Source organism: Streptomyces sp. NBC_00376 (genome assembly GCF_036077095.1).
Lineage (GTDB): Bacteria > Actinomycetota > Actinomycetes > Streptomycetales > Streptomycetaceae > Streptomyces.
This window is the reverse complement of the sequence record NZ_CP107960.1, coordinates 1,654,820-1,666,616: the sequence shown is the minus strand read 5'-3', so window position 1 is coordinate 1,666,616 and position 11,797 is coordinate 1,654,820. Positions and strand designations below refer to the sequence as shown.

General features: G+C 72.5%; 12 protein-coding genes. 6 read left to right on the top strand and 6 right to left on the bottom strand.

Annotated elements, in window-relative coordinates:
* Nucleotides 1–46: 46 nt before the first annotated feature.
* Both aceB and OG842_RS07580 read right to left on the bottom strand, forming a co-directional pair.
* A complete protein-coding gene (aceB, locus tag OG842_RS07585) occupies nt 47–1,666 on the bottom strand; it encodes a malate synthase A (protein ID WP_328512129.1) in 1,620 nt (539 codons plus the stop codon).
* Between the two features lie 234 nt (nt 1,667–1,900).
* On the bottom strand, nt 1,901–2,506 hold the full coding sequence (locus tag OG842_RS07580) for a nucleotidyltransferase family protein (protein ID WP_266728664.1): 606 nt from the start codon (nt 2,504–2,506) through the stop codon (nt 1,901–1,903).
* A 290-nt stretch (nt 2,507–2,796) separates the two neighbouring features.
* Here OG842_RS07580 and OG842_RS07575 point away from each other — a divergent pair, with 290 nt between their 5' ends.
* Complete coding sequence (locus OG842_RS07575; protein ID WP_266728662.1) at nt 2,797–3,099, top strand: DUF5955 family protein; 303 nt, start codon at nt 2,797–2,799, stop codon at nt 3,097–3,099.
* Between the two features lie 27 nt (nt 3,100–3,126).
* Here OG842_RS07575 and OG842_RS07570 read toward each other — a convergent pair whose 3' ends face one another.
* Nucleotides 3,127–3,771, bottom strand: coding sequence for a response regulator (locus tag OG842_RS07570; protein ID WP_266728660.1), 645 nt, complete (start codon nt 3,769–3,771; stop codon nt 3,127–3,129).
* A complete protein-coding gene (locus OG842_RS07565) occupies nt 3,768–4,976 on the bottom strand; it encodes a sensor histidine kinase (protein ID WP_266728658.1) in 1,209 nt (402 codons plus the stop codon). Before OG842_RS07565 ends, OG842_RS07570 begins: the two co-directional genes overlap by 4 nt.
* Nucleotides 4,977–5,086: 110 nt before the next feature.
* On the opposite strand from OG842_RS07565, the gene OG842_RS07560 reads away from it, so the two are divergent.
* Both OG842_RS07560 and OG842_RS07555 read left to right on the top strand, forming a co-directional pair.
* On the top strand, nt 5,087–6,181 hold the full coding sequence (locus tag OG842_RS07560) for an ABC transporter permease (RefSeq protein WP_266728657.1): 1,095 nt from the start codon (nt 5,087–5,089) through the stop codon (nt 6,179–6,181).
* On the top strand, nt 6,178–6,858 hold the full coding sequence (locus OG842_RS07555) for an ABC transporter ATP-binding protein (RefSeq protein WP_266728656.1): 681 nt from the start codon (nt 6,178–6,180) through the stop codon (nt 6,856–6,858). The genes OG842_RS07560 and OG842_RS07555 overlap by 4 nt, the downstream gene beginning before the upstream one ends.
* Nucleotides 6,859–6,921: 63 nt before the next feature.
* On the opposite strand, the gene OG842_RS07550 is transcribed toward OG842_RS07555, so the two are convergent.
* A complete protein-coding gene (locus OG842_RS07550) occupies nt 6,922–7,722 on the bottom strand; it encodes an IclR family transcriptional regulator (protein WP_266728654.1) in 801 nt (266 codons plus the stop codon).
* A gap of 361 nt (nt 7,723–8,083) precedes the next feature.
* Between OG842_RS07550 and allB the strand changes: the two genes are divergently transcribed.
* From allB to OG842_RS07535, 3 genes are all read left to right on the top strand, one after another.
* On the top strand, nt 8,084–9,427 hold the full coding sequence (allB, locus tag OG842_RS07545) for an allantoinase AllB (RefSeq protein ID WP_266728652.1): 1,344 nt from the start codon (nt 8,084–8,086) through the stop codon (nt 9,425–9,427).
* Between the two features lie 2 nt (nt 9,428–9,429).
* A complete protein-coding gene (alc, locus tag OG842_RS07540) occupies nt 9,430–10,545 on the top strand; it encodes an allantoicase (protein ID WP_266728650.1) in 1,116 nt (371 codons plus the stop codon).
* A 99-nt stretch (nt 10,546–10,644) separates the two neighbouring features.
* Complete coding sequence (locus OG842_RS07535; protein ID WP_266728648.1) at nt 10,645–10,974, top strand: putative quinol monooxygenase; 330 nt, start codon at nt 10,645–10,647, stop codon at nt 10,972–10,974.
* Nucleotides 10,975–11,008: 34 nt separating this feature from the next.
* Here the strand turns inward: OG842_RS07535 and OG842_RS07530 are convergent, their stop codons facing one another.
* On the bottom strand, nt 11,009–11,764 hold the full coding sequence (locus OG842_RS07530) for an SDR family NAD(P)-dependent oxidoreductase (protein ID WP_266728646.1): 756 nt from the start codon (nt 11,762–11,764) through the stop codon (nt 11,009–11,011).
* Nucleotides 11,765–11,797 lie beyond the last annotated feature (33 nt).

Here is an 11,797-nt window from a genome sequence, read left to right as displayed (position 1 = left end):
CCCCCGTGCCGTCGGCACCGGGGGGCGGTCGCGTACGCGAGAGGTGTCAGCCCAACTGCTCGTACGCCGGCAGCGTCAGGAAGTCCGCGTAGTCCTGGTCCAGGGAGACCTGGAGCAGCAGGTCGTGCGCCTGCTGCCACTTGCCGGATGCGAACGCCTCCTCGCCGATCTCCGCCCGGATCGCGGCCAGTTCCTCGGCCGCGACCTTGCGGGCCAGCTCCGCCGTGGCGTGCTCGCCGTTCTCGAAGACCACGTCCGCGTTGATCCACTGCCAGATCTGCGAGCGGGAGATCTCCGCGGTGGCGGCGTCCTCCATCAGGTTGAAGATGGCGACCGCGCCCATGCCGCGCAGCCAGGCCTCGATGTAGCGGATGCCGACCGCGACGGCGTTGCGCAGCCCCTCGTAGGTGGGCTTGGCGTCCAGGGTGTCGATGGCGATCAGGTCACCGGCGGCCACCGCGACGTCCTCGCGCAGGCGCTCCTTCTGGTTCGGCTTCTCGCCGAGGACCGCGTCGAAGGACGCCATGGCGATCGGGACCAGGTCCGGGTGGGCGACCCAGGAGCCGTCGAAGCCGTCGTTCGCCTCGCGGTCCTTGTCGGCCTTGACCTTCTCGAACGCGACCTTGTTCACCTCGGCGTCGCGGCGGGACGGGATGAAGGCGGCCATGCCACCGATGGCGTGCGCGCCGCGCTTGTGGCAGGTGCGGACGAGGAGTTCGGTGTACGCGCGCATGAACGGCGCGGTCATCGTCACCGCGTTGCGGTCCGGCAGGACGAACTTGGAGCCGCCGTCGCGGAAGTTCTTGACGATGGAGAAGAGGTAGTCCCAGCGTCCCGCGTTCAGCCCGGCGGCGTGGTCGCGGAGCTCGTAGAGGATCTCCTCCATCTCGTACGCGGCGGTGATCGTCTCGATCAGGACGGTCGCGCGGACGGTGCCCTGCGGGATGCCGACGTAGTCCTGGGCGAAGACGAAGATGTCGTTCCAGAGGCGGGCCTCCAGGTGCGACTCCGTCTTCGGGAGGTAGAAGAACGGGCCCTTGCCGAGGTCGATGAGGCGCTGGGCGTTGTGGAAGAAGTAGAGGCCGAAGTCGACCAGCGCGCCGGGCACCGGGGTGCCGTCGAGCTGGAGGTGGCGCTCGTTCAGGTGCCAGCCGCGGGGGCGCATGACGACGGTGGCGAGCTCGTCGGCGGGCTTGAGGGCGTACGACTTGCCGGACTTCGGGTCCGTGAAGTCGATGGCGCGGGTGTACGCGTCGATCAGGTTGAGCTGGCCGAGGACAACGTTCTCCCACGTGGGGGCGGACGCGTCCTCGAAGTCGGCGAGCCAGACCTTCGCGCCCGAGTTCAGGGCGTTGATGGTCATCTTGCGGTCGGTCGGACCGGTGATCTCCACCCGGCGGTCGTTCAGCGCGGCCGGGGCCGGGGCGACCTTCCAGGAATCGTCCGCGCGGATCGCCGCCGTCTCGGGCAGGAAGTCCAGCGTGGAGGTGCGGGCGATCTCGGCGCGGCGCTCGCCGCGGCGGACGAGCAGCTCGTCGCGGCGGGGCGTGAACTGCCGGTGCAGCTCGGCCACGAACGCGAGGGCCGCGTCGGTCAGGACCTCTTCCTGCCGGGGCAGGGGCTCGGCATCGACGATGGCCAGCGGGGACGGCGCTGGTGCGGACATGAGCTGTCACTCCTTCAGCGGGCGGTGCGGGCGGCGTCTCACGGCCGCCGGGTCGCCTGAAATGGCACGGCGTGCCAGGGCTCCGGGATACGGGCGTGGAAGCCGTCCGAGGTGCAGAGGGCTTCTGACCAGTGGATAGTAGTTTCCTCATGGTGGAAGTTCAATGGTTTGTTGATATCGAGATTCTCCGGGTCGACAGAACTGCCCCGATGCTGGCGCAGCGTGCCAGTCCGGTCACCCGAGGTGTTTCAGGTCCTCCACCGTGTCGATGTCGTACGCCTGAGCCACATCGGAACACTCGACGAGCGTGATCGCATCGCGGTGCGCCCGCAGATACGCCCGAGCGCCCTGGTCGCCCACCGCCCCCGCCGCGATCTCCGCCCACAGGTCCGCCCCGAACAGCACCGGATGGCCGCGCTCCCCGCCGTACGCGGCGGCCGCGATCCCCGTCCGGGAGCGGTACGCCGCGCGCACCCGGGCCACCGCGTCCGCGCCGATCCCCGGCTGGTCGACCAGGAGGACGAGCGCCGCGTCCGCCCCCGTGGCGGCCAGCGCCCCGAGCCCCGCCCGCAGCGAGGAGCCCATGCCCTCGGCCCATCCGGGGTTGACGGTCACCGCGCAGCCGGTGAGGTCGGCCCGCTCCCGCACCCGCTCGGCCGCCGCGCCGAGGACCACCTGGACGGGGCCGCAGCCGCCGTCCCGCAGCATCCGCACCGCGTGCTCGACCAGTGGCCGGCCATGGTGTTCGAGCAGGGCCTTGGGCCGCCCGCCGAGCCGTCGCCCGCCGCCCGCGGCGAGCAGCAGTCCGGCGACCTTCGGGGCTGGTGTTGTCGCAGTCATGCGGTCTGGCATACACCGACGCGCCCCGTATATGCACCCTTCGTGCCCCGTCGCGCACCCGTCGCGCACCCTTCGCGCAAGCAAGCGGAGGCGGGTGCGGACGGCGACGGCGTCCACCGCGTGACGCGCGGATCACCCATACGGGACACCCCGAATTCTGTCCGCGGAGTGGCGCCCGATACCTGTCATGGCGTTAACTTGCGCGCACGCCCGGACACTTGACCAAGGTGTGGGGACCGGTCGGAACACTGGCACAAGGATGTGCGAGGGGGAGTGCTTTGTTGCGAAGCGTGGGGCAGACGCGGGTGACCGGCAGCGGCGAGGATCCGAGGGTGAGCGAGCTGCGCACGGCCGTCTCCCGGCTCCGCCGTGAGCTGGCGGGGCATCCGCGCGAATTCCCGGACCGGGGGATCGCCGAGGAGGAGCTGGCCGCCCTGGACGCGATGGCGACGGGCGGAGTGCCCGAGATTCCGCGGCTGCGCCGTTCGCTGCTGCTGATCGCGGGGGCGATCGGCTCGGTGAGCGCGCTGGCCTCCGCGCTCAGGGACGTACGGGTCGCCGTCGATCTCTTCGGCGAGCCGCCGCGCGGCTGACCGGCGACAGGACGGCGGGCGGCGCGGTCAGCGGCGGATGAGCCTGCGGGCCGTCGCCGCCGCGACCGCCGAGGTGCGGGAGTCCACGCCGAGCTTGGCGTAGATGTGCACCAGGTGGGACTTCACCGTCGCCTGGCTGAGGAAGAGCCGCTTGCTGATCTGCAGGTTCGACAGCCCCTCGCCGACCAGTTGGAGGACCTCCAGCTCGCGCTTGGTGAGGGCCTCCGCGGGGGTCCGCATACGGTCCATCAGACGGTGGGCGACGGCCGGTGCCAGCGCCGAGCGGCCCGCCGCCGCGGTGCGTACCGCCGCCGCCAGCTCCTCCGGCGGGGCGTCCTTCAGCAGATAGCCGGCGGCGCCCGCCTCGACCGCGGCCAGGATGTCGGCGTCCGAGTCGTACGTGGTGAGGATCAGGACGCGGGGCGCGTCCGGCTGCGCCGTGATGGCCGCGGTGGCCTGTGAGCCGTGCATGCCCGCCCCGAACTGGAGATCCATGAGGACGACGTCGAACTCACCGGTCGCGGCGAGTTCCACGGCCCGCTCGGCCGTGGCCGCCTCGGCGACCACCCGGAAACCGGGTTCGGAGTCGAGCACGGCGCGCAGCCCCGCCCGCACCACCGGGTGGTCGTCGGCGAGCAGCAGCCTGATGGGGGTGTCGGCGGGGGTGGTCATGCGGTGTCCTGTCCTGGGCGGCCGTCGGGGATCGGGAGCGGAAGGGTCAGGGCGACGGCCGTGCCCTGACCGGGGGCCGACTCGACACTGAGCGTGCCGCCCAGCGAACGGGCCCGCGCACGCATCGCGGGCAGTCCGAAGCCCCCGGTGTCCCGGTCCGCGACGACCGGGCCGAGCCCCGGGGTGAACCCCCGGCCGTCGTCGACGACGTCCAGCGACACCGAGGTGTCCATGAAGCTGAGGGTGATCTCCGCACGCCCGGCCCCGGCGTGCTGAACCGTGTTGGCCAGCGCCGACTGGGCGGTACGCAGCAGCGCCACCTCGTACGGAGTGGGCAGCTCCACCGGCGTGCCGCTCACCGCGAACTGCACGGTGAGGCCGGGGCCGGTGGTGCGGGACGAGAGGCGTTCCAGGGCGGCCGCCAGGGAGCCGTTCTCCAGGTCCGGCGGCGACAGGGCGCGGACGAAGCGGCGGGCCTCGGCCAGGTTGTCCTGGGCGGCCTCCCGGGCCCGGCGGACATGCGCGGTGGCGGGGGCGTCGGCGGCCAGGGTGCGTTCGGCGGCGCGCAGCAGCAGCTGGATGCTGGACAGGCCCTGGGCGAGGGTGTCGTGGATCTCGCGGGCCAGCCGCTCGCGCTCGGCGAGTGTGCCGGCGGTGCGTTCCGCCTCGGCCAGCTCCGCCCGGGTCGACATCAGCTCCTCGATGAGCTCCCGGCGTCGCTCGCTCTCCCGGAACAGCGCCTCGTACCCGAGGACCGTGGCGACCGCGACGGCCGCCCCGAGCACCGGCCCGATGAAGGTGCCCGGTGTGATGGGCTCGCCGTGCAGCACGAAACAGGCGATGGCGGCGGCGGCGGTGACCACGACGGCCGGCAGGGCCCAGCGGGTCGGCAGCAGATGCAGCTGCAGGAAGTAGAGCGGGAAGGCCACCCACAGGGCCTCCGGCGACAGGACGAGCAGCGCCAGCCACACGACGCCCAGCGCCGCCAGCCACAGCGCACCCGCGCGGGTGCCGGGCTGTACGGCGGGGGCGAGCGCGCCCGCCGCGTAGACGGCGGCCATCAGGCAGCTGACCGTGACGACCGCCGGGGCGCGGGTGCCGTCGCTGACGGCCCGTACCGCCGCGAGTGCGAGCAGCCCCACCAGCAGTGCGTGCAGACACAGCCGCAGCGCGGCGGCGACCGGGGGATGGGCGCGGGAATCCATGATTCATCCAGCCTAGACGGGGGGTGCCGGGTGCCGGTCAATCGAAAGGTTGATGTCGGGCCCCACTGCCGGGCGATGTTTCCGGGCGTCCGGCGGCCGAGGCTTGGAGCATGTTCGTCGCATGGAGAGATCTCCGGTTCGCCAAGGGCCGGTTCGCGCTCATGGGCACGGTCGTGGTGCTGATCACGCTGCTCGTGGGTCTGTTGTCCGGCCTCACCGCCGGTCTGGCCCGGGAGAACACCTCGGCCATCACCGGGCTGAACGCCGACCACCTCGCGTTCGCCGCCCCGCCCGAAGACCGGTCGGTGTCCTTCACCGACTCGGTCGTCCAGGAGAGCGCCTGGCGGAGCTGGGCGGAGCGGCCCGGGGTGAGCGGCGCGGAGCCGCTCGGCATCCGCACCCTCAACGCCGTCGCCGGCCAGGGGGAGCGCACGGCCGCGGTGTCGGCGTTCGGCGTCCAGCCGGACGGGGACCTGGCGCCCACCGGCGGTGCCCGGGTCGGCCCGGGGAAGGTGGTGCTGTCCGAGCAGGCCGCCGACGACCTGGCGGCCGGGGCCGGTGACCGGCTGCGGCTCGGCTCCACCGAGGTCACCGTCGCGGCCGTCGCGGGGGACGCCTCGTACAGCCACACCCCGGTCGTGTGGACCTCGCTCGACGACTGGCAGCGGTTCGGCGGCGACGGCGACAGCGGGGCACGGCATGCCACGGTGATCGCCCTGACCACCACCGGCGGCGCCGATCTCGGCGCGGGCGACAAGGCGGCCGGCACCAGCACCCTCACCCTCGCCGACTCCCTCACCGCCATCGGCTCCTACCAGGCCGAGAACGGCTCGCTCCAGCTGATGCGCGGCTTCCTCTTCGCCATCTCCGCCCTGGTCATCGGCGCCTTCTTCACCGTCTGGACGATCCAGCGCAGCGGCGACGTCGCCGTGCTCAAGGCGCTCGGCGCCTCCACCCGGTACCTGCTGCGCGACGCGCTCGGGCAGGCCGTCGTGATGCTCGCCATCGGGACCGGCGTGGGCACCGCACTCGCTTCCGGCATCGGCGCCCTGATCAGCGGCGGGGCCGTGCCGTTCGTCCTCGACGCGGCGACCGTCCTGGTCCCGGCGGCCATCATGATCGTCCTCGGTGCCCTCGGGGCGGCCCTGTCCATCCGGCGGATCACCGCCGTCGACCCGCTCACCGCACTCGGGAGTGCCCGATGACCCTCACCCTCGCCGACGTCACCCTCACCTACCCCGACGGCGACACCCGGCTCACCGCTCTCGACCGGATCTCGCTGGACGTGCCCGCGGGTTCGCTCACCGCGGTCGTGGGACCGTCCGGCTCCGGCAAGTCCAGCCTGCTCGCGGTGGCCGCGACCCTGGTCACCCCGGACACCGGCCGGGTGGTCGTCGCCGGTACCGAAACCGCCGGTCTCGGCCGCGCGGATCAGGCGCGGCTGCGGCGCGAGCGCATCGGCATCGTCTTCCAGCAGCCCAATCTGCTGCCGTCGCTCACGGCGGCCGAGCAGCTCCAGGTGATGACCCACCTCTCGGGCGGTCAGGCGCGCGCGGCGCGCGGCCGGGCACTGGAACTGCTGGACGCGGTCGGCCTGGCCGACCAGGCCGGACGCAGGCCCCACCAGCTGTCGGGCGGCCAGCGGCAGCGGATCAACATCGCACGGGCCCTGATGAACGACCCGGCGGTGCTGCTGGTCGACGAACCGACCAGCGCGCTCGACCACGAGCGGGGCGCGGCGGTGCTGGACCTGCTGGTCACGCTGACCCGGGAGCGGTCGACGGCGACGGTGCTGGTCACGCACGACCTGGCCCATCTGGACAAGGCGGACCGCACGGTCCGGATGGACGACGGCCGCCTGACGGTGCCGGAACCGGCCTGAGACACGGGGGACATACGGGGAGGGGGGTGGCCGGTGGCCACCCCCCTCCCCGTATGCCGGCTCTCAGCCGGTGGAACCGCTGCTCGCCAGCGCGTCGGAGAGCTCCTTGGCGGCCTGCTGGAGGATCGGCACGATCCGCTCCGTCGCGCTGTCCGTCACCCGGCCCGCCGGACCGGAGATCGAGATGGCGGCCGAGGTGGGCGAGTTCGGTACCGAGACCGCCAGGCAGCGCACCCCGATCTCCTGCTCGTTGTCGTCGACCGCGTAGCCGACCCGGCGGACCTGCTCCAGCGCGTCGAGGAAGCCGTCGGGGGTGGTGATCGTCTTCTCGGTGGCGGCCGGCATGCCGGTACGGGCGAGCAGGGCCCGCACCTCCTCCGGCGGCGTGTGCGCCAGCAGCGCCTTGCCCACCCCGGTGGAGTGGGGGAGCACCCGGCGGCCGACCTCGGTGAACATGCGCATCGAGTGCTTGGACGGCACCTGTGCCACGTACACGATCTCGTCGCCGTCGAGCAGCGCCATGTTCGCGGTCTCGCCGGTCTCCTCGACCAGCCGCGCGAGATACGGGCGGGCCCAGGTGCCCAGGAGCCGGGACGCGGACTCGCCGAGCCGGATCAGCCGGGGGCCCAGCGCGTAGCGGCGGTTGGGCTGCTGGCGGACGTATCCGCAGAGCACCAGCGTGCGCATCAGGCGGTGAATGGTGGGCAGGGGGAGTCCGCTGCTCGCGGAGAGTTCGCTCAGCCCGACCTCACCCCCCGCGTCCGCCATCCGCTCCAGCAGATCGAAGGCGCGCTCAAGGGACTGCACACCACCGCTGGTAGCGGCGGGCTTGGAGTCGGATGTGCTGGCGTGGGACGGCGGCACGTCAACGTTCCTTTCGAGGCGGAAGAGCGGGTGCCCCGCCCGGCGAGGCACCCAGCAGCCTACCGGGCGGTTCCCGATCGGCCCACTGCTCCGGGTACGGCGTCCTGGCCGGTCAGAGCCCGTTTGTCCTGGTGTCGGCAGTCGGCGGGGCAGTTCTTCGGGCCGGCACTGGTCCTATGTTACGTTCCGCTCTCCGAAAAGAGTCTTCTGCTTTGTGGAAATCTCCAGTTGTGGGCACGGAATGGCCCGACGGCCGCCCGGCGAGGAAAGTGGGTCTTGACGGGCCCGAATCCCGAGTGAAGACTCCTTCAACAGTTCGTTGAATTCGTCAGCGTTCGAAAGTCCGAAGTGAGGAGCACGGGTGTCCGGTGCGGACGTGAAACTGGTACTGCGCTCGACGCGTGTGGTCACCGCGGACGGGACGCGCCCCGCAGCGGTCGCCGTCGCCGACGGGAGAATCGACGCCGTCCTGCCCTACGACGCCGAGGTGCCGGCCGGCGCCCGGCTGGAGGACTTCGGCGACGACGTCCTGCTCCCCGGAATCGTCGACACACATGTCCATGTGAACGACCCGGGCCGCACGGAGTGGGAGGGCTTCTGGACCGCCACCCGCGCGGCGGCGGCGGGCGGCATCACCACCCTGCTCGACATGCCGCTCAACTCCCTCCCGCCGACCACCACCGTCGACCACCTGCGCACCAAGCAGCAGGTGGCCGCCCCCAAGGCGCACATCGACACCGGTTTCTGGGGCGGCGCGATCCCGTCCAACGTCAAGGACCTGCGACCGCTGTACGAGGCCGGGGTGTTCGGCTTCAAGTGCTTCCTCTCGCCCTCCGGCGTCGAGGAGTTCCCGGAGCTCGACCAGGAGCAGCTGGCCCGGTCCATGGCGGAGATCGCCGGCTTCGGCGGGCTGCTGATCGTGCACGCCGAGGACCCGCACCACCTGGCCGACGCCCCGCAGCGCGGCGGGCCCGCGTACTCCGACTTCCTCGCCTCCCGGCCTCGCGACGCCGAGAACACCGCGATCGAGGGACTGATCGCGCACGCCAGGCGGCTCGGTGCCCGCGTCCACGTCCTGCATCTGTCCTCCAGCGACGCCCTGCCGATGATCGCGGCGGCGAAGCGTGAAGGCGTACGGATCTCGGTGGAGTCCTGCCCGCACTTCCTCACCCTCACCGCCGAGGAGGTCCCGGACGGCGCCACGGAGTTCAAGTGCTGCCCGCCGATCCGCGAGGCGGCCAACCAGGACGCGCTGTGGGAGGGGCTGGCCGACGGGACGATCGACTGCATCGTCTCCGACCACTCGCCGTGCACCACCGACCTCAAGACGCCGGACTTCGGCACGGCCTGGGGCGGGATCTCCTCCCTCCAGCTCGGACTGCCCGCCATCTGGACCGAGGCCCGCAAGCGCGGCCACTCGCTCGACGACGTCGTGCGCTGGATGTCGGCCGCCCCCGCCGAACTGGCCGGACTGACCCGGAAGGGCGCCATCGAGGCCGGCCGGGACGCGGACTTCGCGGTGCTCGCCCCGGACGACACGTTCACGGTCGACCCCGCCGAGCTCTTCCACCGCAACCAGGTCACCGCGTACGCCGGCAAGACCCTGCACGGCGTCGTGAAGTCGACCTGGCTGCGCGGGGTACGGATCGCGGCCGAGGGCACCGTCGGCGAGCCCACCGGACGACTCCTCGAAAGGAACCGGTGACCATGACGGCGACAGTCCGTTTCACCGGTGACGCGAACCCGTACGGCGGCGGCGACCCGTACGCCGACTACCGCACCGCCGACTTCCCCTTCACCGGCCTCGTCGACCTCGCCGACCGGCGGCTCGGCGCGGGCGTGATCGCGGCCAACGACGAGTTCTTCGCCGAGCGCGAGAACCTGCTCAGGCCGGAGCCCGCCGAGTTCGACCCCGAGCGCTTCGGCCACAAGGGCAAGATCATGGACGGCTGGGAGACCCGCCGCCGCCGCGGCGAGAGCGCCGAGGTGCCGCACCCCGCGGACGAGGACCACGACTGGGCGCTGGTACGGCTCGGGGTCCCCGGAGTCGTACGCGGCATCGTCGTCGACACCGCCCACTTCCGCGGCAACCACCCGCAGGCGGTCTCCGTCGAAGCGGCCTGCGTGCCGGGCTCCCCGTCGCCCGGCGAACTGCTCGCGCCCGAGGTGAAATGGACGACGCTCGTCCCCCGTACGGCCGTCGGCGGGCACGCGGCCAACGGCTTCGTGGTCGAGGGCGAGCAGCTCGTCACCCATCTGCGGGTCAACCAGCACCCCGACGGCGGGATAGCCCGCCTCCGGGTGTACGGCGAGGTCACCCCCGACCCCGCCTGGCTGGCCGCCCTCGGCACCTTCGACCTGGTCGCGCTGGAGAACGGCGGCACGGTGGAGGACGCCTCCGACCGCTTCTACTCCCCGGCCACCAACACCATCCAGCCCGGCCGGTCCCGCAAGATGGACGACGGCTGGGAGACCCGGCGCCGGCGCGACAAGGGCAACGACTGGATCCGCTACCGGCTCGTCGAGCAGGCGGAGATCCGCGCCGTCGAGATCGACACCGCCTACCTGAAGGGCAACTCGGCGGGCTGGGCGAGTCTCTTCGCCCGGGACGGCGAGAGCGGCGAGTGGACCGAGGTGCTGCCCCGGACCCGGCTGCAGCCCGACACCGACCACCGCTTCGTCCTGCCGGAGGCGGTCCGGGCCACGCACATCCGGATCGACATCTTCCCGGACGGCGGGATCTCCCGGCTCCGGCTCTTCGGATCGCCGACCGAGGAGGGCGCCGCGCGGCTGGCCGCCCGCCACCGCGAACTGGGCGGCTGAGGGCTGTCCCGGGCCGGGACCTTTCGTCCCGGCCCGGGACCGGCGCCATCCGGGCGTGCCCGATGAGTCCGCTTCCGGGGCTTGTGCGACCCTTGTCGCATGATCTTCATCGCCGTCAAGTTCACCGTCCGCAGCGAAGAGCGCGACAACTGGCTCCCGGCCGTCGAGCCCTTCACCCTCGCCACCCGGCAGGAGCCGGGCAACGTGTTCTTCGAGTGGTCGTACAGCGTCGAGAACCCCGACCAGTTCGTCCTGCTGGAGGCCTTCGCCTCCCCGGAGGCCGGTGCGGCCCATGTGAAGTCCGAGCACTTCGCGGCGGCCATGGACCTGATGGCGGACCTCGTGGCCGAGACGCCGGAGATCATCAACGTGGAGGTGCCGGGCGAGGGCTGGTCCCGGATGGCGGAGGTCACCCCGCGCTCGCGGTGACGCCGCACGCTTCCGCCTCCCGGTGCGGGAGCGGTCAGGCCGCGTGGCCGCCGTCCACCGTCAGCTCGGTGCCGGTGATGTACGCCGCCTCGCCACCGGCCAGGTAGGCGACGAGGGAAGCCACCTCGTCCGTCGTGCCGAAGCGGTCCAGGGCGGTCGCCGAGCGCTGGCCGGCGGCGAACGGGCCGTCGGCCGGGTTGAGATCCGTGTCGACCGGACCGGGCTGCACCAGGTTGACCGTGATGCCGCGCGGGCCGAGCTCGCGGGCCAGCGGCTTGGTGAGACCGGCCAGCGCCGACTTGCTCATCGCGTAGAGGGTGGAGCCCGGACCGCCCGCGTGCCGGCTCAGGGCCGTACCGATGGAGACGATGCGGCCACCGCGCTCCATCAGCCCCGCCGCCGCGCGGCAGGCCAGGAACACCGCCCGCACGTTCACCGCCAGCACCCGGTCCACGTCGGCCGGGGTGAGGGTGCCGATCGGGCCGAGCACGCCGATGCCCGCGTTGTTGACCAGGATGTCCAGCCGGCCGAGCGCGTCCGCGGCCCCGGTCACGGCCGCCTGGACCGCCTCCGGGTCGGCCGAGTCCATGCGCAGGGCGACGCCCCGTCGGCCGTACGAGCGGATCCCCGCCACGACCTCGTGGGCGGCCGCCTCGTCCTGTACGTACGTCAGCGCCACGTCGACGCCCTCCCGGGCGAGCCGCAGGGCGGTCGCGGCGCCGATCCCGCGGCTGCCTCCGGTGACGAGCGCGGTGCGGGTCGTGCCGGTGCTGGTGCCGGTGCTGGTCATGATGGGTTCCTCGCTGGTCGGTGATGTCCGGGC

Coding starts and splice junctions, on each gene's coding strand:
- OG842_RS07560 (WP_266728657.1), top strand. CDS start 5,087: ATGTTCGTCGCATGGAGAGATCTCCGGTTCGCCAAGGGCCGGTTCGCG.
- aceB (WP_328512129.1), bottom strand. CDS start 1,666: ATGTCCGCACCAGCGCCGTCCCCGCTGGCCATCGTCGATGCCGAGCCC.
- OG842_RS07565 (WP_266728658.1), bottom strand. CDS start 4,976: ATGGATTCCCGCGCCCATCCCCCGGTCGCCGCCGCGCTGCGGCTGTGT.
- OG842_RS07555 (WP_266728656.1), top strand. CDS start 6,178: ATGACCCTCACCCTCGCCGACGTCACCCTCACCTACCCCGACGGCGAC.
- OG842_RS07530 (WP_266728646.1), bottom strand. CDS start 11,764: ATGACCAGCACCGGCACCAGCACCGGCACGACCCGCACCGCGCTCGTC.
- OG842_RS07535 (WP_266728648.1), top strand. CDS start 10,645: ATGATCTTCATCGCCGTCAAGTTCACCGTCCGCAGCGAAGAGCGCGAC.
- OG842_RS07570 (WP_266728660.1), bottom strand. CDS start 3,771: ATGACCACCCCCGCCGACACCCCCATCAGGCTGCTGCTCGCCGACGAC.
- OG842_RS07580 (WP_266728664.1), bottom strand. CDS start 2,506: ATGACTGCGACAACACCAGCCCCGAAGGTCGCCGGACTGCTGCTCGCC.
- alc (WP_266728650.1), top strand. CDS start 9,430: ATGACGGCGACAGTCCGTTTCACCGGTGACGCGAACCCGTACGGCGGC.